This is a genomic window from Colwellia sp. MB02u-9 (assembly GCF_014077085.1).
Lineage (GTDB): Bacteria > Pseudomonadota > Gammaproteobacteria > Enterobacterales > Alteromonadaceae > Cognaticolwellia.
The window spans coordinates 90,662-116,877 of sequence record NZ_JACGVF010000099.1; the positions used below are offsets into that span (position 1 = coordinate 90,662).

At 39.7% G+C, this 26,216-nt stretch carries 22 protein-coding genes and 1 other RNA gene; 11 read left to right on the top strand and 12 right to left on the bottom strand.

The genetic code is table 11. The features are described from left to right. Window positions 1-26 precede the first annotated feature (26 nt). Window positions 27-1,253: a threonine/serine exporter ThrE family protein gene (locus H4J65_RS15335; RefSeq protein WP_182136502.1), complete on the bottom strand. Its 1,227-nt coding sequence runs from the start codon at window positions 1,251-1,253 to the stop codon at window positions 27-29. A gap of 250 nt (window positions 1,254-1,503) precedes the next feature. On the opposite strand from H4J65_RS15335, the gene H4J65_RS15340 reads away from it, so the two are divergent. Next, window positions 1,504-1,677, top strand: coding sequence for a hypothetical protein (locus tag H4J65_RS15340; RefSeq protein ID WP_182136501.1), 174 nt, complete (start codon window positions 1,504-1,506; stop codon window positions 1,675-1,677). Between the two features lie 85 nt (window positions 1,678-1,762). On the opposite strand, the gene H4J65_RS15345 is transcribed toward H4J65_RS15340, so the two are convergent. Next, entirely contained in the window at window positions 1,763-2,569 is an 807-nt protein-coding gene (locus H4J65_RS15345) for an NRDE family protein (RefSeq protein WP_259367637.1), read from the bottom strand. Window positions 2,570-2,831: 262 nt separating this feature from the next. Between H4J65_RS15345 and H4J65_RS15350 the strand changes: the two genes are divergently transcribed. Both H4J65_RS15350 and H4J65_RS15355 read left to right on the top strand, forming a co-directional pair. Next, on the top strand, window positions 2,832-3,602 hold the full coding sequence (locus tag H4J65_RS15350) for a class II aldolase/adducin family protein (RefSeq protein ID WP_182136499.1): 771 nt from the start codon (window positions 2,832-2,834) through the stop codon (window positions 3,600-3,602). Between the two features lie 63 nt (window positions 3,603-3,665). Then, the gene (locus H4J65_RS15355) at window positions 3,666-4,850 is read left to right on the top strand and encodes a mandelate racemase/muconate lactonizing enzyme family protein (protein ID WP_182136498.1); all 1,185 of its coding nucleotides are present in this window, start codon (window positions 3,666-3,668) and stop codon (window positions 4,848-4,850) included. 368 nt (window positions 4,851-5,218) lie between these two features. On the opposite strand, the gene H4J65_RS15360 is transcribed toward H4J65_RS15355, so the two are convergent. The 4 genes from H4J65_RS15360 to H4J65_RS15375 all read right to left on the bottom strand — a co-directional run bounded on the left by H4J65_RS15360 (window position 5,219) and on the right by H4J65_RS15375 (window position 9,254). After that, complete coding sequence (locus tag H4J65_RS15360) at window positions 5,219-5,677, bottom strand: Lrp/AsnC family transcriptional regulator (protein ID WP_182184951.1); 459 nt, start codon at window positions 5,675-5,677, stop codon at window positions 5,219-5,221. Between the two features lie 118 nt (window positions 5,678-5,795). Then, the gene (locus H4J65_RS15365) at window positions 5,796-6,692 is read right to left on the bottom strand and encodes an amidohydrolase (RefSeq protein ID WP_182198737.1); all 897 of its coding nucleotides are present in this window, start codon (window positions 6,690-6,692) and stop codon (window positions 5,796-5,798) included. A gap of 54 nt (window positions 6,693-6,746) precedes the next feature. Beyond that, window positions 6,747-7,472: an SDR family NAD(P)-dependent oxidoreductase gene (locus tag H4J65_RS15370; protein ID WP_182198738.1), complete on the bottom strand. Its 726-nt coding sequence runs from the start codon at window positions 7,470-7,472 to the stop codon at window positions 6,747-6,749. 252 nt (window positions 7,473-7,724) lie between these two features. Further along, a complete protein-coding gene (locus H4J65_RS15375) occupies window positions 7,725-9,254 on the bottom strand; it encodes a dipeptidase (protein ID WP_220465171.1) in 1,530 nt (509 codons plus the stop codon). Window positions 9,255-9,730: 476 nt separating this feature from the next. Here H4J65_RS15375 and H4J65_RS15380 point away from each other — a divergent pair, with 476 nt between their 5' ends. The 3 genes from H4J65_RS15380 to H4J65_RS15390 all read left to right on the top strand — a co-directional run bounded on the left by H4J65_RS15380 (window position 9,731) and on the right by H4J65_RS15390 (window position 14,588). Beyond that, window positions 9,731-10,822: an efflux RND transporter periplasmic adaptor subunit gene (locus H4J65_RS15380; RefSeq protein WP_182198739.1), complete on the top strand. Its 1,092-nt coding sequence runs from the start codon at window positions 9,731-9,733 to the stop codon at window positions 10,820-10,822. 8 nt (window positions 10,823-10,830) lie between these two features. Then, the gene (locus tag H4J65_RS15385) at window positions 10,831-13,905 is read left to right on the top strand and encodes an efflux RND transporter permease subunit (protein WP_220465172.1); all 3,075 of its coding nucleotides are present in this window, start codon (window positions 10,831-10,833) and stop codon (window positions 13,903-13,905) included. Between the two features lie 302 nt (window positions 13,906-14,207). Then, the gene (locus tag H4J65_RS15390; RefSeq protein WP_182136493.1) at window positions 14,208-14,588 is read left to right on the top strand and encodes a VOC family protein; all 381 of its coding nucleotides are present in this window, start codon (window positions 14,208-14,210) and stop codon (window positions 14,586-14,588) included. Window positions 14,589-14,736: 148 nt separating this feature from the next. Here the strand turns inward: H4J65_RS15390 and H4J65_RS15395 are convergent, their stop codons facing one another. The 3 genes from H4J65_RS15395 to smpB form a co-directional block, all read right to left on the bottom strand. Beyond that, on the bottom strand, window positions 14,737-15,435 hold the full coding sequence (locus H4J65_RS15395; RefSeq protein WP_182198740.1) for a metal-dependent hydrolase: 699 nt from the start codon (window positions 15,433-15,435) through the stop codon (window positions 14,737-14,739). A gap of 273 nt (window positions 15,436-15,708) precedes the next feature. After that, window positions 15,709-16,058, bottom strand: a transfer-messenger RNA (tmRNA) gene (ssrA, locus tag H4J65_RS15400). Between the two features lie 120 nt (window positions 16,059-16,178). After that, a complete protein-coding gene (smpB, locus tag H4J65_RS15405) occupies window positions 16,179-16,661 on the bottom strand; it encodes an SsrA-binding protein SmpB (RefSeq protein WP_182136491.1) in 483 nt (160 codons plus the stop codon). A 151-nt stretch (window positions 16,662-16,812) separates the two neighbouring features. Here smpB and H4J65_RS15410 point away from each other — a divergent pair, with 151 nt between their 5' ends. After that, a complete protein-coding gene (locus H4J65_RS15410) occupies window positions 16,813-17,244 on the top strand; it encodes an SRPBCC family protein (RefSeq protein WP_182198741.1) in 432 nt (143 codons plus the stop codon). 51 nt (window positions 17,245-17,295) lie between these two features. Then, a complete protein-coding gene (locus H4J65_RS15415; RefSeq protein ID WP_182136489.1) occupies window positions 17,296-17,637 on the top strand; it encodes an RnfH family protein in 342 nt (113 codons plus the stop codon). 284 nt (window positions 17,638-17,921) lie between these two features. Here H4J65_RS15415 and H4J65_RS15420 read toward each other — a convergent pair whose 3' ends face one another. The 3 genes from H4J65_RS15420 to nadK all read right to left on the bottom strand — a co-directional run bounded on the left by H4J65_RS15420 (window position 17,922) and on the right by nadK (window position 21,095). Further along, on the bottom strand, window positions 17,922-18,269 hold the full coding sequence (locus H4J65_RS15420; RefSeq protein WP_182136488.1) for an outer membrane protein assembly factor BamE: 348 nt from the start codon (window positions 18,267-18,269) through the stop codon (window positions 17,922-17,924). Window positions 18,270-18,374: 105 nt separating this feature from the next. Next, entirely contained in the window at window positions 18,375-20,039 is a 1,665-nt protein-coding gene (gene recN / locus H4J65_RS15425) for a DNA repair protein RecN (RefSeq protein ID WP_182198742.1), read from the bottom strand. Between the two features lie 174 nt (window positions 20,040-20,213). Next, window positions 20,214-21,095 carry an NAD(+) kinase gene (gene nadK, locus H4J65_RS15430; RefSeq protein ID WP_182190464.1) on the bottom strand — a complete coding sequence of 294 codons (882 nt, stop codon included), beginning with the start codon at window positions 21,093-21,095 and terminating at the stop codon, window positions 20,214-20,216. 186 nt (window positions 21,096-21,281) lie between these two features. Here nadK and grpE point away from each other — a divergent pair, with 186 nt between their 5' ends. The 3 genes from grpE to dnaJ all read left to right on the top strand — a co-directional run bounded on the left by grpE (window position 21,282) and on the right by dnaJ (window position 26,204). Then, entirely contained in the window at window positions 21,282-21,917 is a 636-nt protein-coding gene (gene grpE, locus H4J65_RS15435; RefSeq protein WP_182184984.1) for a nucleotide exchange factor GrpE, read from the top strand. Between the two features lie 910 nt (window positions 21,918-22,827). After that, window positions 22,828-24,750: a molecular chaperone DnaK gene (dnaK, locus tag H4J65_RS15440; protein WP_182198743.1), complete on the top strand. Its 1,923-nt coding sequence runs from the start codon at window positions 22,828-22,830 to the stop codon at window positions 24,748-24,750. Between the two features lie 314 nt (window positions 24,751-25,064). Further along, window positions 25,065-26,204 (top strand): molecular chaperone DnaJ, encoded by a 1,140-nt coding sequence (dnaJ, locus tag H4J65_RS15445; protein ID WP_182198744.1) that lies wholly within the window; start codon window positions 25,065-25,067, stop codon window positions 26,202-26,204. Window positions 26,205-26,216: the final 12 nt, after the last annotated feature.

The following is a 26,216-nucleotide window of genomic DNA, read 5'->3' on the forward strand; positions in this document are numbered from 1 at the left end:
AAGCCGCTTAGTGTTATTAGTTATGATCAAAGGACTTTTCTCGATGGAAATGCCACATTAGCAAATATTAATCCGGCCACTAATGACATGAAAATTAGAAAGGTTTGTGAGCCGATGTCAGTGGCATTTAGCATAGTTTGCCCCGATACTGCGTTGCTTAAACCAATATACACTTTACTTCCTGGTACCAATACCACCAAGCCCATTAATTTAACAATACTTGAGGGAAGATTCATAATGCGTGAAAAAATACTACTGTATATGCCTAAGGCAAAGGCACCCACAAAGGCACCAAGAGCAACGCCTAAATATTCAGCGCCAATGATACTGGCACCAAAAGAAATATAACCTGAAATAATGCCCCAAGGTGCATCTTTTTTACGACACTTAAATAAAATAACTAAGCTAATTGATAAGGTGGTCACTGCCGCCCATGAGGTCCAATTAGGTGTGCTGGGTGGCTGAATAAAAGCAACTTCACCCCACATCATTTTTCCCAGAGCTATACCTAAAACACCACCAAAGTAAATCTTAAATAAGATCATTAAGGCATCCATTAGCCTGGCGGTTCCCGAAATCAAATTTCGCGAGGCAAGCTCAGATAAAGCCAAGGTTAACGACAAACCTGGAATGAAGGCGATAATACTCGACAAAACCACCAAAGGGATATTAATGCTGGGATCTATTAAGGCAATAGCCGTGGCTAAAATAGCGGTTGTCATCGCGGCAATGGGTTCTAACATATCTGTGACACGGCGCGAGTGTTCTGCCCCAAAGGCAAATAAGCAAACCACAAAACCTAACAAGGTGGACCAAAAAACGTCATTCCAACTGGTGTGCATTAGCATGGCAAAAGCGCCACTTGAAGCGCCAAAAGCCAAAAAGGTTAAAAATCGACCATAAGGGTTAGGTTTGTTGGCAATTTCGTCTAAGCGTTCAATGGCTTCTGATAGTGTTCGTTGACCCGAGGTAAGTTCGTCAACCAATTCGTCGGCACGTGCCAATGAACCTAAATCAAGTTCGCCCGGGGCAACACGTAAAATATGATTGTAGTCTTGGTTTTCGTCATCTTCAGATAAAATAAAGGTTAACGATGTTGGGCTAATCACAAAAGAGCCAAAAACATTTAAGCTTTTTGATACATCGGCTAAATGTGCCTCCAATCGATAAGCGGGAGTACCGAATTTATGTAAAGCTTTGCCTAAACGAATTATAAATCGACGCTTATCGATAAAGCTATCAGTGTTTGCCATGGGAATTTCGTTAATATTGAAAATAATTTTCTATGGTAAATGATTAATTTTAAAATGAAAGCACAGATGTCAGATCTTAATAAATTTGTTATCTAAAAGAACATATACATTGTTTAGGAAAGTTTGCAGATAGGTTTAGGAAAGTTTGCAGATAGTGCAAATCTCGGTATGATACTTGAGCTAGCGCGGTAGTTTTTTCTTGAAAATTCAACTGCGCTAGTAAAATTTTGCTATTAGGGTAACAAGTGATATGACTTTATTGATTATTTTATTTTGTGTGTTTTCGGCGGTTGCCTTGATGGTGATTTTAGGACAACGTTTTGGCAAACCAATGGCAGTAGAGCAGCAGCAAAAATACGCTAAAATACTCTGGGTAGTGGTATTTATTGCCATTATTGCTGCTATTATTCGTCAGATGTTGTAAGACTGCACTTTTTGCAGCGTTTTTTTTGCACAGTACTGACATTTTTATCAACACGATTAAAATTACCATCCAGTAAAAGTACCATCTAGCTTTTTTTGCTTGACTCGATATCGAACTTGTTTTCATTTAGTACTTCACCAGCGCTATTGTAGTTACGTTCGTAAACTTCAATGTCACCTGTTTTTTCTTGTAAAATTATGGCTGTCGAACGCGTGCCATAGTCAGGCGATATGATAAAGATACTGCTCAGTAGCGACTCCAACTCTTCACTTATGCCAGTAACCGGTAAATGTTGTTCTTGCGCCAGTTCTTGGTTCATCATCACAGAGAATAATGCGGCAATATTTACCTTATCAGCGGTAATTAAACCTTCCAAGGTATTTAGGCCTAAGGCCATTTTTGGCCAAATATCATCTAATGCGCCATTACAGACGCTATGAAAGCCAGGTGTAAGGCTGACAAAGTTTTTATTAACACTATCAAATGCCTGCAAATTATTTAACGGACCAAACACGAGATTAAAGTCGTTGTATTTATCGGACACTTGCGATAAATGTTGCTGGGTTTTAAGATCTCCGTTTTGCAATGCTTGCACCACTAAATCACCGCGAGAGCGTTTTTTCGCATCAAAACTTGCCGGTCGACGAAAGTTAGTTAAGGCTGAGAAGTCGCCTTCAGGGCTTAAGCCAAGCCAAGTGCCTTGTGCTTGTAAATCTTTACCCGCTAATATCTTTTGCTCCGGCCACCAGTGCATATTTTGTGTTGGGCGTTGATGGAACTCATCGCGATTAGCACAGATAATAATCGGGTAGTCAGGGTGTTGTTCAATGGCGATAAATAAAATACACATAAAAAGATTTTTTCCAAAAGAGGGTGTATAAATGGTTGTCATACCAATTTCATTAATTAGATGGTCTACTTTATACGCAGGAAAAATGGCCAAATATAAGGCATTTATTTTAATAACTAGTTGTTCTAATTATTAAATAAATAACGCAGTAGTGGGTTATTTTAACCAGTAAAAATGATCAGGTAATTAGTGAGATTGGTATAACTAATAATATCTGGAGCTTTCACTCTATGCCATCATAGGATAAGGTTTATAACAAATATACCCTCGATATTATTTTTCAAGCAAAAGGTAGTAAAGGCTGATGTTAGCAGTTCCCGTAATTGATTTAAAAGATAAAGTATCAGCACAAGAATGGCTACTCAGAGTAGATTTAGCGGCATGTTATCGACTGATTGCCTTGCATGGCTGGGATGACTTAATTTACACCCATGTTTCGGTGCGTATTCCGGGTACAGAGCATGTATTGATTAATGCTTTTGGTTTACGGTTTGATGAAATTACCGCGTCGAATTTAGTTAAAGTAGACATGGCGGGCAAAATAGTTGATGCCGACTGCCCGTTTGAATTTAACCCCGCAGGTTTTACCATTCATAGTGCTATCCACGCCGTTCGTCATGACGATATTTGTGCCTTGCATGTGCACAGTAATGAAGCGATAGCGGTGGCGAGTTTAGAAGCCGGTTTATTGCCTATTAGCCAATATTCAATGTTCGCACTTGCCTCACTCAGTTATCACGATTATGAAGGTTTGGCGGTCAACGACGATGAAAAGTTGCGTATACAGCAAGACCTAGGTGATAAAAATTTCATGTTATTGCGTAATCATGGCGCCTTAACCATGGGCAAAACCATAGGTGATGCTTTTATGCATATGTATGATTTAATACGAGCTTGTCAAATTCAAGTACAAGTAATGTCGATGGGTATGAAGCCACTATTGGTTGACCAAAGTATTGTTGATGGTATTAAAGCACAGGCAAACATAGTGCATACCGGACAAACGGGAGGGCAAAAAGCTTGGCCAGCGATGTTACGTAGAGTCTATAAAGAAGATCCAAATTTCGCGCTATAACCCTGAATATCATGGCTGTAGTGATTTTAGCAGCGCATTTAAAAAACATGTAAAGAGAGCATAATGAAAGTAACTCATGTAGAAATTTTTGATATTGAATGTCCAAAACGTCCAGGTTGGAACCCAGTATTTATTCGTGTACATACCGATGAAGGCATTTCCGGTGTCGGTGAAGCAGGTCTGGCTTACGACTGGGGTCACAGTGCTGCAGCGGCGATGCTAAAAGAAATTAGTGAAGCGATACTGATAGGCTTTAATCCCTTTAATACCGAATTATTGTGGTCTAGAATGCTACGAGAAAGCTTTTGGGGTTTAGGTGGCGGCCCAGTGCTTTACTCGGCCATGAGTGCGATAGATACCGCTTTGTGGGATATAAAAGGTAAAGCACTCGGCTTACCGGTTTATCAGTTATTAGGCGGTAAAACTAATGAAAAGTTGCGCACCTATGCAAGCCAATTGCAGTTTGATTGGGATGAGAAAATCACTAAACTTATTGAGCCTGCGCAATATGCAGAAGCCGCATTAAAAGCCGTTGCACAAGGCTATGACGCGGTAAAAGTTGATCCGATTGTTTATAACCATGATGGCAGTTCTTCATTTGATCGCACTAAATTGTTTACCCCAAAACAAATGCGCTTATTTGGTAATCGCCTGCGCGCCATTCGTGATGCCGTGGGTGAAGACGTTGACATTATTTTTGAATCGCATTCATTAATGGGCGCGGCTTCAGCGATTCAAATGGGACGAATTGTTGAAGAAGTTGGCTGCATGTTCTACGAAGAGCCAGTGAACTATCTGAACTCGGCCGTACATAAAAAAGTGGCTAACAATGTTAACGTGCCCATTGCCGGTGGCGAGCGCTTGTATCACCGTTGGGATGTAAGACCTTATTTTGAAGACCAAAGTATTGACGTGTTACAGCCTGATATTGGCTTATGTGGTGGCTTTACCGAAGCTAAAAAAGTGTGTGATTATGCCGACGTTTACGACATTCGTATTCAGGCCCATGTTTGTGGAGGGCCAGTGGCTACAGCGGCGTCTTTGCATCTTGAAACCGCGATTCCAAACTTTTTAATTCATGAGCATCATACTTATGCCATTAAAGACTGGAACCGTGAGCTATGTTTACAAGACCCACAACCGGTGAATGGTTTTTTTGAAGTCTCTGAAACCCCAGGCATTGGTATTGAGCTTAATGACGAAATAGTTAAACGCTCACCTAATGTGACAGTCAATGCTTTGAAATAAGGGGTTGAAAAGATTAGTTAAAAAGATTAGCTGTCAGTTTGAAGCTGTCAGCTTTCAGTTAAAAAGAAAGCGCTGTTTGTTTGATTTTACTGGCAGCGCAATACTTCAAACTGATAGCTAATTTAACCGCTTTGGTATTAGATATAGCCTATTGGAAGCTGTCAGTTTGGAGCTGTCAGCTTTCAGTTAAAAAGAAAGGGCTGTTTGTTTGATTTTACTGACAGCTCAATACTGCTAACTTAACCGCTTTGGTATTAGATATAGTCCATTGGAAGCTGTCAGCTTTCAGTCAAAAAGCAAGAACTGCCTGTTTGATTTTACTGACAGCTCAATACTGCAAACTGATAGCTAATTTAACCTCTTTGGTATTAGATATAGTCAATGGGTAGGGCGGTGGTGTATTTAATTTCTTCCATGGCAAAGCTGGAGCTAATGTCAGCAAAACTTGCCCGTGTGATCAAGCGTTGGTAAAAGCTGTCATAAGCTTTCATGTCGGGCACTACCACACGCAGTAAATAATCTACCTCGCCACTCATGCGATAAAACTCTAAAATTTCCGGAAAATCTATCGCTACCTTTCTAAACTCACTAAGCCATTTAGGGTTGTGCTGATTGGTTTTAATGGTAACAAATACCGTTAAACCGACATTAAGTTGCTCTGGGTCAGCAAGTGCTACGCGACCTTTAATAATGCCAGACTTTTCCATCGCTTGAATACGTCGCCAGCATGGGGTTGTTGACAGACCTACTTGGCTGGCAACATCACTTACCGACGCGGTACAGTCATGTTGTAATATGTTCAGTATTTTTTTATCGAATGCATCCATAAGTGTTTAAAACGAAATGGTTTTACCTAGATAGAGATGAATGAGAAATTATTTTGCGGTAAACAAGCTATTATTGCGAGTTATATTTTGTATATAGAGGTTACTGCTTGCTTAGCTGTTATAGAAATTTGTAAAAACGCTGCGCATTACTAAAGCATAATTGCTGTAACTGTTCGGTGTTATAGGCAAATTCAGATTCAGATTCTGTTTTTGTAAGCTCAGTACTTATACCTTGAGTATTAGCCAGCCAAGTTTCTTGATAGCTAGCATGCCACAAGCATAGCGGAAAATTACTGGCGAGCATCACGCGTTCAACACCAAAAATGTCGATGCACTGTCGGATGATTTTATATGACCAATTTACTGAGTAAGCTCGGTCGGTTATTTCAAAACCAGAACATTTGATGAAAATATTGTCAAAGCTAGCCAAGCGTTTAAGGTTGTTTAACCAATGGACCTGTTGCACCTTATCTTGTGCTGGCCAACCCGCGTGGTTAATACAAAGCTGTAAACGCGGTGTTACTGATAATATGTTAAGTAAACTATCGACGGCCTGAGGGTTTGCTAGTGGCATTTGCAGCTCAAAAATGAGTTTATTTTCGGCTAAGCTTGCTAGGTTATCTTGACTGTTTTTATCGTTAAGAATGGCTAAAGCGTCGTCATCTAAAATATAACGAATACCGACCACACTTTGATAGCGCATGAGCTTGTCGACTTGCTGTAAAAACTTCAATTTTGGCAGGGTAATATCGAGCATTGCTATGCTGCGAAAGGGCATGTTACAGGTATTTTCTAACCAAGCAATTTCACGCCAAGGCTGCTGATTATCAAAACCCGCTTCAATGTGCACAAAACCCGCTAATATTAACGGTGAGGTTAATGTTAGGTCATGCTCAGAAAAGTTTTTAGCTATTAGGTGTTTATCTGACCAAAAAGGCGGGTTCTCTGCCCTTAACCATTGATAGTTACCTTCATTAAGAGCAAATAAATGCAGATGGGGATCGATTATTTTCATGGGTATGTATTGTATTTATCGTATTGATTTAGTTGGATTCAGTTGAATTTAGTGCTATTGCGCTGTATAGCCACCGTCGATAACTTGTAAACTACCGGTAATAAATTTTGCTTTGTCTGAGCCAAGAAAATACACCAATTCGGCCACTTCTTCTGCCTGTCCTAGTCTGCCTAAAGGTTGCAATGCCGCTTCTTCTGCGTGCACGTCAGCTTTGTTCGCCCCTGAGCTTGCACAATAATTATTAATGGCTTGATGGTAAAGCGGGGTTTCAATAGTGCCTGGGCAAACAGCATTGGCGCGAATATTATATTGTGCGTAATCAAGTGCAGTGGTTTTTGCCATTGAGGCTAATGCCGCTTTACTGAGGTTGTAAGCAAACGAGTTATGTTTGGCAATCAGTGCTTGATCTGATGACATCAAAATTATTGCGCCGTTTTGTTGTGTTTTCATGACAGGTAAAACCGCTTTAATAGCCGCATAAGCACCTTTAACGTTGATATTAAAAACCCGCTCAAAATCTGCTTCACTGGTGTTTTCAATAGAGCCTGAAAAATGTATGCCGGCGTTAGAAACCAAAACGTCGATAGGGCCTTTTTTGGCAATATTAGCAATGATCCGGCTAACGTCGTTAACCTTGGTGATATCACAAGGGCAAAAATCGCCAAAATCTGACGCGGTAATATCAAGATTAAAAACCTGATATTTTTTTGCTAAAAACAGCTTAACAATACTTAAACCAATACCCGAACTGCCACCGGTAACTAGACAAACTTTTTTCATAGCACTAATACATAAATAATTTTGTTAAATAATATCGCGACGAGTGCTAAATACCAAGCCTATTAGCTTATTTAAAGACAAAGCCATGGTTAAAACCAGCAGCGATTGTTGTACTGAAACTTCAGTGTGTCAACCGTAAAGCGAATAGATAAAGCAAGACATAAAAGCCAAACCAACAAGTAAACTGAACGCTGACAGCTATTAACTGACAGCTTCTAACTGGTAGTGTCTAACTGACAGCTATTTCTATATTTACTTAGCTAATTCGACTAACGCCGCGGTATACATTTTTAAATTTAAAACAAACTGTTCCATAGTAATAAACTCATGCTCTGAATGTCCGGTGTATTCAGCATTGGGCATAGACGGGCCAAAACTAACCGCATTGGGAAATAAGCGTGAATTTGTCCCACCACCAATGGCAATAGGTTTCGCGTCTTCAATGCCAGTAAAGTGGGTAAACACCGCTAATAAGGTATTAATATGTGGCACATCTTTTTGCACAAAAGGGTCACCAATATCATGCGCTAACTCTTTAACATCCGCATCAAATTTGTTATTCCAGTTTTGTACTGCTTGATGTATTTCATCGTTAAGTTGCTGTTTACTCTTGCCTTGTGGACGGCGCAAGTTAATGTTCAGCTGTATGCTTTCATCATGCTGTTTTATCACGGTAGGGGAGACGGTCATTGGGCCCATAAAATCATCTTGATAAGCAATGTTACCAAATTTTTCACCGGTTAAGCCTAGGCCAATATTGTCATTAATAAAGTTAACTAAAGTACCTGGACCATTATTGACCCAACGCGTACTAGACAATAAATCGGCAAGGTAGGGAATAGCATTTACGCCTTCATCAGGTTTTGAAGAATGTGCTGACTTACCTAATGCTTTAATAGTTAAGGTGCTGTCTTTTAGTTCAAGATCAAAGCTGACACCTTGGTAACTCAGTGCTTTGCGCATTAACCTTTCTAGTAGCACAATATTGGCATTTTCAATAGTCGCACTGGCATCTTCAGGGATTTGGCTACCAAAGAATCCACCGCTAAATTCACTCACATAAGGAGAAATTGTGGGCTTTTCTTGCTGGTTAAAAACTAACTTAATAGTGCCGTAACCTTTTTCTGCGGTTACCACCGGGTATTCGGCGTCAATGGTGATATTGGTTTGTGGTAAGTCATGGGTTTTGATATAAGCTTTTAGTGGTTCCCAATCTGACTCTTCCGCCATGTAAATATATAACTCAATACGTTTGTTCAGTGCTAACTTTTTATCTTTAATCGCCTTCATGGCATATAACGCGGTTGAAATTGGGCCTTTATCATCTTCAGTACCACGGCCAATTAATCGCCCTGGCTCTGAGGTGATATCAAGTTCAAATGGTGATTTTTGCCATTTTTTTGGGTTAGCGGGTTGCACATCGCCATGAGTAATAATACCGACTCGTTCTTTTTGGGCACCTAAGCCAATAATAACCACATAGCCATCGTCGAGGTAATCGAAGCCGAGTGTTTGCGCTTGTTTTTTCAATTCTGCTTTAAAGGCAATGTGAGCCGGATTGTCATTAACTGACACTCCCTCTTTGGCGACCGTATTGTGCTTAATCAGCGCACGTAAACTATTCAGCATATCATCTTGGTAGGTCGCTACAGCATAGTTAGCCGTTATTTGTGCGACACTGCTTACGGACTCAGTTTTCGCTGTAGCCAAGAGACTGATGGTTAATGATAAAAGATAAGTTGTTATGATTGTTGCCGATAAAAGCGTAAGTTTTTTAAGCAAAAGGTGCTCCAGTAATTTGCGATTAAGAAATTTTCAGGGTTACATACCTACTTTACTTCACTATTTAGCCCTGAAACTGCATCTTGAAGTAGGGTGGGTATATTAACGTAAGTTAAATTGATGTGATAGCAGACCACTAAAAAACAGACCCGTTCCATTAAGTTTAATGAGCACAAGTGGGCAATAATGTAATGATGTGGTTAGTTAGCTGTATTTTCTTTTGCTTTTCACTTTTGTATGACAAAATAATGGCCGTTTTTGTCTACACTTAATCTGATTGAAGTTTAGTCACTATTAGCACTCTCACTATTAGCATTCTCACTATTAGCGCAACGTTAGGTTATCCGTGGTGTTGATAGAAATATTATGAATTAATTATCGACCTCAATTGTGATTGAGGTTATACCCTGTGAAACATTTTTACAGGTGTGTCGTCGGCATGGGATTGCTGCGATATTTTACCTTAGGAAAGCGTTATGAAATTAATCCGTTGGTTTATTGTTGTTGTTATTGTGTCTGCTGTTGTTGGTGGCTTGTTTTATTATAAAGCGTCATTGTCAGGTGGCCAGAAAATGCAATCTGGACCTGAGCCTAGTGCAAAAGTACAAGCCTTTCGGGCGCAAGGTGTTACTTACCAAAAACAAATATCTGTCATTGGTGAAGGGCAAGCGGTTAAATATATCACCTTGAAAAACGAACTGGCTGGCAAGGTTAGCAAACTTAATATGGCCTCAGGCGATAGGGTTAAAAAAGGCCAAGTGTTAGTTGAATTAGATCATAGTGAAGAGTTAGCGTCATTGGCCTCAGCTAAGGCGACGATGAAATTGAAAAAACGCACACTGCAACGTTATATCACGCTAGAAAAAGCAAGTCGCATCAGTAAAGAAAGTGTCGACTTAGCACAAGCAGAATATAGCATTGCTATCGCTGATACGACGCGTTTAGAAGCCATTATTGCAAAAAAAATCATTACGGCACCTTTTGATGCCAGTGTCGGTATTCATAATATTAATCTTGGACAGTTTCTTGATAAAAACGCTGACATTACCGACTTGCTCGGTCTTGAAAACTATATTTGGGTAGATTTTAAGGTCCCACAAAGCTATGCACAATTACCGGTAAATAGTAGCGTTGAAATTACCGTTAATGCTGATGCTGCTTCAACCGGCATTAGCAGTGAAGCCATGATCAGTTCAGTAGCGTCTTTATATAGCCAAGACTCTCGTCAACTTAAGTATCGAGCCAAGGTGTTTAATTCAGCGCTGGACATTAAAGCCAATCAATTAGTTAAAGTTGCCTTACCCATTATGCCGGCCCAATCTGTCATCACAGTGCCAAACTTGGCGATTGTGCGTGATCAGCTGGGCGATTATGTTTTTAAACTGATTAAAGATGAGCAAGGCGATTATCGCGCGAGCAGAGAAAAAATTGTTTTGGGTGATAGAATCGACGAGCAAGTTATTGTGATTAAAGGACTCAAGGTAGATGATTTGATCGCCGCCAAAGGGGCATTTAAATTGCGCCAAGGTTTAAAAACTTACTTTGATCAAGATAACTTAGGCGGATAGGAATAGTCATGCTAAAAGAATTATCTTCATCGAAACATCTTATGGATGTTTTTGTTCGAAAACCTGTAGTGTCCACCGTATTATCGATATTTATTTGTTTGGTGGGTTTATGGGCGGTTAATGCCATATCGGTATTACAATTTCCTAAAATTGAAGGGGCTTCACTGGAAATAACCACTAACTATACCGGCGCTTCTGCTGATGTGGTTAAAGGTTTTGTTACCGACCCAGTAGAGCGAGTAGCATCAACCGTTCCTGGGGTTGATTTTGTCGAATCAAGCACTAGCTCAGGCCAAAGTAAAGTAATCGCCTGGCTTAAGCTTAATCAAAATAGTACCGACGCCTTATCTGAGCTAAACACTCGCCTTAATCAAATAAAATTTGAGTTGCCGGCGGGTGCAGAAGACCCTTTTGTTACTGTAACAAGAACCGATAGACCTTTCGCTGTGTTTTATCTTAATGTGGCATCAGAAGGTTCAACACTCGCGCAAATTACCGACTACCTTACACGAGAAATCAACCCGATTATTAACAATATTGACGGTGTACAAAAGGTGGGTATTGAAGGCGCCCGAACTCCAGCGATGAGAGTTTGGCTTGACGCTGACAAATTAAATATTTTCAACCTTAGCGCTGATGAAGTCTATCAAGCCTTGGCGGATAATAACCGTATTTCAACGTTAGGTTATAGTGAAAATGCGCGGCAAAAAATCGACATTGTGGCGAATACACAAATGTCGTCGGTCAGTGAGTTTGAACAGTTAATTGTTAAGCAAAGCGATAACGCGGTCGTGTATTTAAAAGACGTTGCGCGGGTTGAGTATAGTGCGGAACAAGCCACGGCTACCGCCCGTTTTAATGGTAAAGATACCGTTTATATTTCGGTTTGGCCTTTACCTGGTGCGAATGAAATTTCAATTGGCGATGAACTTTATAAAGTGCTTGATGAAATCAATGCCGCCTCACCACATATTAAAATAGATATTGCCTACGACGGCACACTTTATATGCGAGACGCATTACAAGAAATTATCACCACACTCATGGAAACCATAGTGTTAGTCGGTATTGTTGTTGTGGTGTTAATGGGGTCATTTAGAGCGGCCTTAGTGCCTTTAGTGACCATTCCTATTTCTATTTTAGGCGCCATTGCCGCTATTTGGTTGATGGGCTTTAGTTTGAACTTACTTACCGTATTAGCGATCGTTTTATCGGTTGGCTTAGTGGTAGATGACGCTATTGTGGTGGTTGAAAACGTTGCCCGACATATGCGCGCTGGTGTGCCACGTATACAAGCCGCTCTAATGAGCTCTCGACAACTGCTGGTGCCAATTATTGCCATGACCTTAACCTTGGCTGTAGTTTATATACCGATTGGCTTTTTATCAGGCTTAACCGGGGTTTTATTTAAAGAGTTTGCTTTTACCTTGGCTATCGCCGTACTCATTTCTGGCGTGGTTGCCGTTACCTTGTCACCGATAATGAGTGCTTATGTATCAAGTGAAGGTGGTAAAGAAGGTAAATTAACCGTTAAGGTTAACCACGCATTTGAGCATTTACAAAATTTTTATGGTCGATTATTAGCAAAAACTTTTCACTGGCAAGGACAGTTATTCTTTTTTGCCCTGATTGTTTCGTTATTAATTGTGCCTTTTTATTTAATGTCAGCAAAAGAGCTAGCGCCGACTGAAGATCAAAGCAGCGTTTTCATTATTGTACAATCCCCACCCGATGCCTCATTAAAATACAGCGAAGATAATGTCGCCAGTGTCGCTAAAACCTTACTAGAAACTGAGGGCAGCAAAGAGATATGGCAGATAATATTTAGTAGCGGTGGTTTTAGCGGTCTTGAATTTGTCAGTAATGATAAACGAGATAAAAGCATTCAAGAAATGCTGCCTGAAGTTTATGGGCGTCTACAGAGCTCTGAAGGTTTAAACTTGCTACCTATTTTACCTTCGCCATTGCCTACCGCAGGGCAGTTTGATGTTGAGCTGGTGGTTAAGTCTTCATCGCCCTACAGTGAGATGAAACTGTACGCTGACAAACTTGTGGGTGCGGCATTTCAAAGTGGCGAATTTCTCTATGCCGATACAGATTTAAAAATCGATTTACCACAAGTTGAACTAAAAATAGACCGAGATAAAATTGCTGACCTAGGTATGACGGTGGCTAACGTGAGTAGCCAGTTATCAACCTATCTTTCCAGCAATTATGTCAATCGCTTTGATGCTAATGGCAAGGCCTATCGGGTTATTCCAATGGTCGCTGATAATATCAGCTCACAACCTGAAAAAATATTAAACCTAACCGTGAAAACACCCGCGGGTGTGTTAATACCGGTATCGGCATTTACTGAAATTAAATATCGCACAGTGCCCAGAACCTTAGGCTCGTTTGGTCAACAAAATTCGTTTAGGGTTTATGGTGGAATATTACCTGGGGTAACAAAAGAGCAGGCATTACAAACCTTAGAGTCAGCAGCGGCTGATATGTTACCCAATAACTACAACTTAGATTATGCTGGTGAGTCGCGTCAAATTCGTGCTGAAGGTAATAGTTTAATCACCGTCATGGCAATATCTTTAGTCATTGTTTTCTTAGTATTAGCGATTCAATTTAATAGTTATCGTGACCCGTTAGTGATATTACTCGGCTGTGTGCCATTAGCCTTGTCGGGGGCATTATTACTACCATTTTTGGAGTTAACCACGATAAATATTTACTCGCAAATTGGCTTAGTTACCTTAGTGGGACTCATCGCGAAAAATGGTATTTTAATTGTCGAATTCGCCAATCATTTACAAGAAGCAGGCAACAGTAAATTTGACGCCGTTATTGAGTCAGCAACGACACGTTTACGACCCATATTAATGACCACAGCGGCAACCATATTGGGCCATTTCCCGTTAGTATTAGTTACTGGTGCTGGTGCAGAGGCAAGAAATAGCATAGGTATTATTTTAGTTGCCGGTATGGCTATTGGCACATTTTTCACCTTGTTCGTGTTACCGGTATTTTATTTGTGGATAGCAGAAAACCGCAGTGCTAACAGTGAAGATTTATTAACAAATGATGTATAGATAACTGAAAGTAAAGACCAGTTAAACCTTCTGCTGAGTGTTGTATATTGGCGTTTATGCCGTCAAGCACCAAGCTAAGACTTGGCAAGTTGTGACTCAACAGGTCAATTAAAACCCAGGAGTGAAGGCTGTTGGCTAAAACATAACTTATAAACTTTATAAGTTATGCAAATTTTTTATTGTGTTATTAACTGCTTATCGTGCATGCTAGAGGCAGTTTTAGATACTAAAGCGTTAGCTAAATCATTTGAAAATTTAGCTAATGCCCTTGGTATTTTTGTTCAATTAAAAAGGAAAATTAAATGTTTAGTCATATCATGATAGGTGCGAATGACGTAAAAGCATCAAAAGTATTTTACGATGCCATTTTAGGTGAACTAGGCCATAAACCGGGTGTAATGGATGAAAAAGGTCGGTGCTTTTATTTTACTGACAATGGAATTCTCGCCCTAACTAAGCCAATAAACGGTGAAGAAGCCGGTCATGGTAATGGCAGCACTATTGGTTTTGCTGCTACGTCTCCTGAGCAAGCTGATGCATGGCAAGCGGCGGGTGTTGCTAATGGTGGTGTTGCTTGTGAAGACGCACCAGGTGTTAGAAGTGCACCGATTGGTAATCTTTACCTTGCTTATTTACGTGATCCATCAGGCAATAAAATTTGTGCCCTGCATCGTATGGGGTAAAAAGTTAGCCTGGTAAAATAGGCTAATTGAAAATTTTAGAGAGCAATAAGAGATAAAAAAAGACACGTTTTAGTGTCTTTTTTTTGTGAAAATATGACGTCCAACAGACAGTATATATTCCCTCAATATCAATCGACTGGTGCTCTTCTTAGTAGAAATTAAAAGCTGACCAATCTGCTAATAAATTCATTGTTGTATCAGTTTCCGGTAGCATATAGCCTAATGCGATGCTGGCAACTAACATCATAAACGTTGCCCTTTTACTTTTAAAATAGGCTATTTTCAGGGCTGTACCGAAAGAGCGTTTAATGCGGATATTACTTAAATCAACACTGTATATCTCATCTAAAATTAAATGAATAAGCCCGCCAAAGAAAACAAACCCACCTGAAAGTAAGGCAACGATAGCCGACTTAGTGGCATATTCGTTATTGAATATCCAAGTTAGCTGCGTTGTTAGTAGGCCACATAAAATAAGGAATAACAGAGAATGACAGCTGCCTCGGTGAACCGTCACTTTTTCAAATAATGGTCTGATCAGCCATTTCATTATGCTATAAACGGCTAAAGGTATTACCAGCAATTCAATAAAACGGATCTCTCTAAAATGCTCTCCGGTAATGTAGCGCAAAACCATCAGCAGAATGACGGCGGTAAATATATTGAAAATAATATCAAGTGATGTCGAGTTGTCGGAATCAATATCAGGTAACAATCCCCCGATAGTGCCTAAAAACCACAACCATAATGCTGTATTGATGTCAGTATGACCTGCTGATAATAGCACTGCAGAGCTAATACCTGTACCAGCAGCCGCTATATTGAAGTGAGTCTTAAAATTTGCCATTAGTTCTTTTAAGTAGAATATTTTGCCACTATTTTACCTTATATTTCATAGTATAAGCGACATATCTAGGTTTATTACTCACTTTTAGCTTGTCCTTAAATTTATGTAATCAATGGGGGCAGAGTCATTGATATTTTGAGTACATGTTGTTTTGTAAATTTTAGACATAAAAAAACCGCTATTAAGCGGTTTTCTATCATAGTCTGTTGCCAGACTATGGCCAAATCTAAAAGTTACTAGGTATAACTAATGGACTAAAAACGGTCTTTATTTTGGTGGAGCGGGGGGGAATCGAACCCCCGTCCGAAAAGCCTACATCCTTGGTACTACATGCTTAGTCGATCATTTATTTAACCACTTGGACGCCAACCGACAGGCTTCGTCATGGTGAGCTTAATACTATTTCGCGGTTCAGCCTTAAGCGTGCTTCCCTCGCTATCCTATTTGGGGTGACCATCGATCCTCTAAACAATAGGAGAATTTTTGAGGCGATGGCTAGCCTAAGCGGCTAGTGCGAACGTTTCGTCGTTTGCAATTATAGTTTTGCGGCTTTTTACCAGGCAAACCGCCCCTGGGCATGCACCTCGGGTTTCATGAATCTCGTCGAATCCTAGATCCGCCCCAAAGCTTACTCTTTACTTCTTTTCTACTGCTTTCTTTTCTACTGCTATAGACTATATAAGTCTATGCAGCGCATTATACAACGCTTGGCTTAAATAGACAACGTGATATTTTTTAATCAATTATCTGTCTAAGTTTCTATTTTTCATTAAACGGCCTTTATCTACTGCCCATTCTCGGTCTTTAATGTCAGCACGTTTATCGTGGTCTTTTTTACCTTTGCCCAAATAAAACTCTAATTTAACCCAACAAGCTTTCCAATACATTGCAGTGGCGATTAAGGAATAACCATCGCGCTCTACAGCGGCAATAATTTTCTCTAGCTCTCGACGGTTTAAGAGTAATTTTCGGTCACGATTAGGATCACAAACCACGTGACTAGAAGCGGCGTTAAGCGGCATTATTTCAGCGCCAAGTAAATAGGCCTCACCATTTTTTATGTGTACGTAACAGTCAGATATATTTACCTTACCGCTGCGTATACTTTTAATTTCCCAGCCCTGTAAGCTCATTCCGCCTTCAAACTTATCAGTGAGGGTATAGTTATGACGTGCTTTTTTATTTAGAGCAATAGTATTGCTGCTTGATTTCTTTTTCTTTGCCATTATATTTCCATTTTGTTTGCTACCAAAAATAGCAATCATCAACATTATACGGAGTATTGCTGTTATTTAAATGGCTTATTTATCATTTTTCACTTTAATGCGTTTTTAAAAGACATTTGCTATGATAGCGCCCTTGAGAATTGGAGGGTGAATGCCAAACATAAGCCGTAGTGCATTAGTGATGCACAGTGTAGAAGACATGTATTATTTAATTAATGATGTGCTTGCCTACCCAAAGTTTTTACCTAATTGTAGTGATAGTAAAATAGTTGCCCAAGACGAACATAGTATGACCGCCGCGATATTAGTGTCTAAAGGTGGTCTGAAAAAATGGTTCACCACGCAGAATGTGCTCATTAGTAACCAAGAAGTTAAAATGAGTTTAGTTGATGGGCCTTTTAAGTCTCTTGTGGGTGGTTGGCAATTAAAAGCCTTATCTGATGATGCCTGTAAAATTGAATTGACCTTGGATTATGAATTTTCTAATAAAATGTTTGATTTGGCTTTTGGTCGAGTATTTAATAATTTAGCCAATAATATGGTGCAAGCGTTTACTCAGCGAGCAAAAGAAGTATACGGTTAGTGGTATCAGCTGTGTATTAATAGAGTTTACATTAACATGAGCGAATAGGTTATGAGTGAAGAAATTAATGTGCAAGCCCCACTCGAGATTGAGGTGGTTTATGGCACACCAACACGACAAGAGATTATTAGCTGTACTGTTGAGCCTAACACTACATTAGAGCAAGCCATTTTAGCTTCTGGCATAGTTGAAGAGTTTCCTGAAATAGATTTAGCCGTTAATAATGTTGGTATTTGGAATCGCTTAGCTAAATTAACCGATAAGGTGAAAGACTTAGATCGTATTGAAATTTACCGTCCACTGCTTGCTGACCCGAAAGAAGTGCGTAAACGCAGAGCAGAAAAAGCTAAAGAAGAAGGCCGAGCTAATAAAATTACTGGCGGTCGGGTTTAGTCACGCCGAGGTAATACTGGCGAGAGTTAATTTACTATTTTGATATATGATTTAGTATGACTTAGCCTGACTTAACTAGGAAATTTATTAAAAATTTAGCCATAAAAAAGCATGTCCTACAATAGACATGCTTTATCTTCAGGATGAACCTTATATCAAGCTCACATGGCAGTTCCTAGCCATTAAAGTCATTAATGGCTAGGAACTGCATCAGTACATTCTTGGACGCCAATGTGAAAGAGTGATGATGTTCAAAAAACAACTAATCGCTAGTTAACTAAACCCTAGTTAACCATAGGCACGTTATAGCTTTCCGGTAATTCAAAATCACCTTCAGCATTAACAACCTTGTTGTTATCAAAGGTAATGGTAAATTGTTTTTTTGCGTTAAATTCGTCGCTTCGACCTGATTTGAAACTATAAACATAATGCCAAATATCTTTATTAAACGCGCCTTCAACAACAGGGCTACCTAATACAAACTTAACTTGTTCTTTTGTCATACCAATTTGAAGTTTGTCGATATCTTTTTGCTCTAGATAGTTTCCTTGTGGAATATCTATACGATAAACCCAGCTAGAACAGGCAGAAACAGACAAGGCGATTACAATAGCTAATACTCGAAAAAACATGTTAATTATAATTATCCTTTATAGTTTGAATGGGGATAATAGCGAAGCGGGCTAACAGATACAAAATAATTTTTAGTTTATTTTACCCGTCTGTTGATCTTTGCTTTATCCAGCCAGTAATTCTTGCGCGTTAGCTAGGCTATTTTCGGTAATTTTATCACCAGCTAGTAAGCGAGCAATTTCTTGGACGCGGCCATTGCTAGAAAGTTCAGTTACTGTGGTTTCTGTATGTTCACCATCAGTTAATTTAGCGACAAATAATTGTTGATGCCCCTTACTGGCCACTTGCGGTAAGTGAGTTACACAAATAACCTGAGTGTTTTTTGCTAGTTGTTTCAACTTGCTACCTACCATAGCGGCAGTTGGGCCACTAATACCCACATCCACTTCATCAAATATTAAGGTAGGGGTAATAATTTTATCAGCCAGAATAACTTGCATCGCTAAGCTGATACGAGAAAGTTCGCCGCCTGAGGCAACTTTATTCATCGCTTCTAACGCTTGCCCTGGGTTTAAACTCGCTAGATAACTCACGCTGTCATTACCGTTAATCGATAAGTTTTCGCTTTTATCTTGGCAAATATCGATTAAAAATTTGCCATACGGCATGTTAAGTTCAGCCATGCTTTTGGTGATCATTTTACTTAACTTAGTGGCTGCTTTTTTTCTTGAGTCAGACAAAATCAGTGCAGCGTGTTGATATTTTTGTTTTGCGGCCTCTATATCATCGTTAATTTGGTTTAAACGTGTTTCATCAGAGCTAAATAATTGTAGCTCTTGTAACAGCTGTTGATGAAAGTTTGCTAATGAGCCTGTCGGTACTTGATGTTTTTTCGCTAACAGCACAGCGGTTGAATAACGCTCTTCTATTAAAGTATAAGCTTGTGGGTCAAGTTCTAAACTTTCGTAATAATGCTTAATTTCTTGGCTAGCGTCTTCAACTTGAATTAAGGCTTCGTTAAGTTGTTCTGCTATGGCTTTTAATGTTGGGTCATAGTTACCTAAAGCGGTAATTTGCTCGGTACTGTGTCTTAGGCCATCGACGACGTTAAATTGTTCATCTTCGGATAATTGTTGTACAGCAATTAAGGTTTCATTGAGGATATGTTGACCATTACTTTGGCGGTTATAGTCAATTTCCAAGCTTTCAAATTCATCAAGTTGTAATGAAAATTCATCTAATTCGTTTACTTGGTACTGTAATAACTGCTGTTTGGCTTCACGTTGTAGTTTGCTTTCTTGCAACAGTTTGGCTTCTTGGCTAAGTTCACGCCATTGATGGTAATAATATTTAACTTCATCTAACAAGTGCTGGTGGCTGGCATAAGCGTCAAGAATATTGCGTTGTTCAGCGGGTTTAACCAGTAGTTGATGGTTATGCTGACTGTGGATGTTAATCAGTAGTTGTCCAATTTCTTTTAGTTGCGTTAAAGGTACTTGGCTACCATTAATATAGGCTTTGGATCGGCCTTCAGCAGAAATAACCCGACGCAGAATACATTCATTTTCGAGCAGCATATCATTATTTTTTAGCCATTTTTTTGCTCGTTTGTTATTACTGGTATCAAAGGTAGCGGCTAATTCGGCTTTCGCGCAATTAGGTCTAACGACGTTGGTTACCGCCCTATCACCTAAGCAAAGCCCTAAGGCGTCAATCGCAATAGACTTACCTGCACCGGTTTCGCCGGTAATGGTAGTCATGCCTTGCTGCCAATCAATGTCGAGTGAACGCACAATGGCAAAATTTTGAATGTTGAGCTGCAATAACATAGTCGCCTCACTGCCTTTATCGCAACGTTATATTGGATAAAGTGTTAATACCAATTGAAATGGTAAATAAAAAACCAGATACTGTTAATTTATACAGTATCTGGTTTTTATTCAAGCTATGTTCGCAATTTTATTTATATTTCGACATTCTACTCATCGCAGATTTAAGAAATATTAGTAGAGTTTATGACCCCAACCTAATTTATTTCTTAGTACATTAAAGTAGTTATGATCAAGTGGGTGTATTAGGCGCAGGGTAAATTCACTTTTTTTGATGATCACTTCATCACCTGGCATAACAGCTAAAATTACATGGCCATCGCAGCTAACTTGCAAGTTTTCATAGTTTTCATTGGCCAGTTTTAGTTTTATTTCACTGTTACCGTCAACCACAATAGGTCGACTGGTTAACGTATGAGGAAACATAGGCACCAAGGAAAGGGCATTTAAATTGGGGGTTAATATCGGGCCACCCGCTGACATAGAATACGCAGTTGAGCCGGTAGGCGTTGAAACAATTAAACCATCAGAGCGTTGGCTAAACATAAAGCTGCCATCGATGTAAACTTCAAATTCGATCATGCTGGCGACTTTACCTGCATGAAGTACAGCTTCGTTCACCGCACTGTTTGAGCTTTTAAGTTTGCCGTGGCGATAAACTTCAGCTTCGATGATAAAGCGTTGTTCAGCGCGAGATTCACCTTTTAAAATAGCTTCAAGCGGGGTGATTAAATCATCAGGAGATAAATCGGTAAGAAAACCTAAATTGCCACGGTTAACCCCAATAACACCCACATTGTAACAAGCTAAAACTCTAGCCGCCCCTAACATATAGCCGTCACCACCAATAACAATAGCCAGATCGGCCTGCTCGCCAATACGGGTAAGTGACGCCATGACAACATTTTCAATATTAACGGTTTGGGCCACAGAGTTTTCTACCAGCACTTGATAGCCTTGCTGCGACAAATATTGATGTAAAGCTGCTATGGTTGAACTGGCACCTTCATGGTTAGGTTTACCAATTAAGCCAATAGTGCGGTATAAATTACTCATACGGTGCTTATAAATATGTAATATAATTAAGGACTATCAGCAGTTTCGCGCTATTTTGCTCGCTTGTAAAGTTGACTTTTTTTTAAATGATTTACTTTTGTGCTTGAATCATAAAAACAAACCCCCATAATTAGCGTTATTATGTTTTATCTATTTTGAAATTTAAGATCTACTTTGGAGTTTTTCATGGCCAACGAGTCAACAGAGAATAAAAGTGCTGAAGAAATTTCAGCAGACGCATTAGCCGCTGAAATTGTTGAGGATGCAGAAGAGCAAGTTGAAGTTCAACTTGACGCTGCAGTCGAAAATATCAGTGCTGAGCAAGAAAAAATAAACGAACTTGAATTAGCATTAGCTACAGCTAAATCGACGGTTGCCGATCAAAAAGATTCAGTCATTCGTGCGAAAGCAGAAGTTGACAATGTTCGTCGCCGTGCGTCACAAGACGTTGAAAAAGCACGTAAGTTTGCTTTAGAAAAGTTTGCTGCTGAAATGTTAACAACAGTAGACAACCTAGAGCGAGCATTACAAAATATTGATAAAGACGACGAAAGTAATACGGCTATCATCGAAGGTATTGAGTTAACTTATCAAGGTTTATTAGCTTCGTTAGAGAAATTTGCGATTCAAGCGATTGATCCACAAGATCAACCATTTAATCCTGAATTGCATCAAGCGATGTCAATGCAAGAAGTTGAAGGTGTTGCGCCTAATACCGTTATCGCGGTTATGCAAAAAGGTTATGAGTTAAACGGTCGTTTAATTCGCCCTGCGATGGTGATGGTGTCAAAAGCTAAGCCGAGTGTAGATACCACCGCATAATTTTTATTATTCGGTAATTTTGCACGACAAGAAAAGCCAGACAAATGTTTGGCTTTTCTATATGCAAGATTTGATCTTTTTTAGGTACAAAAAATTGGCCCAAAGTCATATTATCACCCGCGCAAAGTCGCACTAACAGCTAGCCAAATTCATATTATCACCTGTAGGCACTTGTAGGGTGGACTTCAGTCCGTCAAGTTAAATGAAATTTAACCGTCTTTAGATAAACACCAAAAAAATAATACCCGCGATAGATGTTTGTTAACCCCATCACGTTAATTTCCCGCTAAGCAGTTGTCAGACTAAAGTCCGACCTACAAAAATCCCAACGGCACATGACACCCGTAGACACTTGTAGGATGGACTTCAGTCCGTCAAGTTAAATGAAATTTAACCGTCTTCAGCATAAACACCGAAAAAATAATACCCGTAATAGATGTTTGTTAACCCATCAGATTAATTGCCAGATTAACGGTTGTCAGACTAAAGTCCGACCTACAAAAATCACAACACAACATGACACTTGTAGGGTGGACTTCAGTCCATCAAGTTAAATGAAATTTAACCGTCTTCAGATAAATGCCAATCAACAAAGCAAAATTATGGTTAATACCATTAACTGACGAGTATTTAATTAATCACTATTTTCTTGTCATGTTCTTGCTATGTTTTACAAACTATAGGCTTTCTAAACTATATTTTTGCATAATCATTGTGTAGCTCTTTACTAGTAATGGTATAGACCACAAATGCTTAATTGTTATTAATAAAAAGCAGAGCAAATAAAAACGGATATTTTTTACTTATTTCAACAAAAATAGTTGAAAAAACTTTTTCTTGTCCCCACTTACTGTTCATCGAAAGATTTAATCTTTATTTTTAACGTAATAAGTATTCGGAGATCCTCAAGATGGGCAAAATAATTGGTATTGACCTAGGGACAACAAACTCTTGTGTTGCTGTTCTAGATGGCGGTAAAGCACGTGTAATTGAAAATGCAGAAGGCGATCGTACAACGCCTTCAATCATAGCTTACACAGAAGAAGGCGAAACGTTAGTGGGTCAACCTGCTAAACGTCAGTCAGTAACAAACCCTAAAAACACATTGTTCGCCATTAAGCGTTTAATTGGTCGTCGTTTTGAAGATGAAGAAGTTCAACGCGATATAAAAATTATGCCATTTGGTATTGTTAAAGCCGACAACGGTGATGCTTGGGTAACGGCGCGTGATAAAAACATCGCTCCACCACAAGTTTCTGCTGAAGTTTTAGCAAAAATGAAAAAAACAGCAGAAGACTATTTAGGCGAAAAAGTAACTGAAGCCGTTATTACAGTTCCTGCTTACTTTAACGATGCACAACGTCAAGCAACTAAAGATGCGGGTCGTATTGCGGGTCTTGAAGTTAAACGTATCATCAACGAGCCAACTGCTGCTGCCCTTGCTTACGGCATGGACAAGCAAGAAGGCGACAAAGTTGTTGCAGTATACGATTTAGGTGGTGGTACATTTGATATCTCTATCATCGAAATTGATGAAGTTGAAGGCGAGCACACGTTTGAAGTACTAGCGACTAACGGCGACACTCACTTAGGTGGTGAAGATTTTGATAACCGTTTAATCAACTATCTAGTAGCTGAATTCAAGAAAGATCAAGGCATGGATTTAACTACTGATCCTCTTGCTATGCAGCGTTTGAAAGAAGCGGCAGAAAAAGCAAAATGTGAGCTTTCTTCAGCACAACAAACCGATGTTAACTTACCGTACATCACTGCTGACGGTTCAGGCCCTAAGCACATGAACATCAAAGTTACTCGTGCTAAATTAGAGTCTTTAGTTGAAGACATGGTTAAAGCCACTTTAGGTCCGCTTAAGCAAGCACTTAAAGATGCTGACCTTTCAATTAGCGACATTAACGACGTTATCATGGTAGGTGGTCAAACACGTATGCCTATGGTACAAAAAGTTGTAACTGAATTCTTTGGTAAAGAACCTCGTAAAGATGTTAACCCTGATGAAGCTGTAGCTGCAGGCGCTGCGATTCAAGCGGGTGTACTTTCTGGTGATGTAACTGACGTATTATTATTAGACGTTACGCCATTATCATTAGGTATTGAGACTATGGGCGGCGTGATGACGAAAGTTATCGAGAAAAACACCACTATCCCAACTAAGCAATCTCAAACATTCTCTACCGCAGACGATAACCAAGCGGCAGTAACAGTGCATGTTGTGCAAGGCGAGCGTAAGCAAGCTTCAGCAAACAAATCTCTTGGTCAATTTAACCTTGAAGGTATTGACGCTGCACCACGTGGCACACCACAAATTGAAGTAACTTTCGATTTAGATGCTGATGGTATCTTGCACGTAACGGCGAAAGATAAGAATACCGGTAAAGAGCAAAAAATCACCATTAAAGCTTCTTCTGGTTTATCAGATGAAGAAGTAGAGCAAATGGTACGTGACGCAGAAGCAAATGCTGACGAAGATGCGAAATTTGAAGAGCTTGTACAAGCTCGTAACCAAGCTGATGGCATGGTTCACGCAACACGTAAGCAAATTGAAGAAGCAGGCGACGATTTACCAAGCGAAGACAAAGAGAAACTTGAAACAGCATTAGATGAACTTAACGTTGCCATTAAAGGCGATAGTAAAGAAGAAATTGATGCCAAAACTCAAGTGGTTGTCGAAGCTTCAGCTAAGTTAATGGAAATTGCTCAAGCTAAAGCTCAAGCACAAAGTGGCGCACCTGAAGGTGAAGCTCCTGAAGCTGATTCATCAGGCGGCGACGATGTAGTTGACGCTGAATTTGAAGAAGTTAAAGACGACAAGTAGTTAATTGTCAGGTTGCCACTGTATTGCTCAATAGCAGCGCGGACATGCCCACATACATTGTATGCTTGGCGTGTTCACCTTGTTCTAGCAGGATACGATGACAACAAAAAACAATTAAACTTTGTGGTTTAGTTAACATAAATTAAAGCGCTGATAGTTATCGGCGCTTTATTATGTAAAGTAACAACGAAAAATTAATTATTACCTGATGTTAATTTGCTTAGATTTTTAAGGTGTTAAAGTGAACGCTACAGCGTCTAAGAAAGAAGTTAAACAAATTAGTATCCATAAATAGAAGTAAAGAAATCAAACCTATGTCAAAACGCGATTATTATGAAGTGCTTGAAGTGTCTAAAGATGCAGCTGAGCGCGATATCAAAAAAGCTTACAAACGTTTAGCAATGAAATATCACCCAGATAGAACACAAGGTGATAAATCAAAAGAAGAACAGTTTAAAGAAGTTAAAGAAGCTTATGAAATATTAAACGATGATCAAAAGCGTGCGGCCTATGATCAATACGGCCACGCGGCGTTTGAACAAGGCGGACATGGCGGCGGCGGTTTTGGCGGCGAACAAGATTTCGGTGATGCCTTCGGTGATATTTTTGGCGACATTTTTGGTGGCGGTGGTCGCGGTCGTGGTGGTCAATCTCGCCAGCGTCGTGGCTCAGATTTACGCTATAACCTTGACCTTAGCCTCGAAGAAGCGGTTAAAGGTAAGACTTTAGAAATTAAAGTGCCTACATTTGTTAGTTGTGATCCTTGTGATGGTAGTGGCGCTAAAAAAGGCACCAGTGCGAAAACGTGTTCAACGTGTCATGGTCATGGTCAAGTACAAATGCGTCAGGGCCTATTTGCGGTGCAACAAACCTGTCCAACCTGTTCTGGTAAAGGTAAGGTTATTACCGACCCTTGTACTTCATGTCGTGGTCAAGGCCGCGTTGAAAAAGAAAAAACTCTATCTGTTAAAATTCCACCGGGTGTTGATACCGGCGATAGAATTCGTTTGTCAGGTGAAGGTGAAGCCGGTGAACATGGCGCACCCGCAGGTGACTTATATGTGCAAGCGAATGTTCGAGACCACAAGATATTTGTTCGTGATGAAAATCACTTATTTTGTGAAGTACCGATCAGCTTTACAACGGCTGCTTTAGGTGGCGACATTGAAGTACCAACGCTTGAAGGTAAAGTTAAGCTGAAAATACCGAAAGAAACCCAAACAGGCAAAATGTTCCGTTTGCGTGGCAAAGGTGTCAAGTCAGTACGCAGCCACTCAATTGGCGACTTAATGTGTAAGGTTGTCATTGAAACGCCGGTAAGTTTATCGGGCGATCAAGCCGACTTACTTCGCCAGTTAGAAGAAAAAATGGGTAAAAGCACCAGCAAGCATAGCCCGAAAGAAACTGGTTTTTTCGACGGTGTGAAAAATTTCTTCGATGATCTTAAAAGCTAAGATAACTCGAAT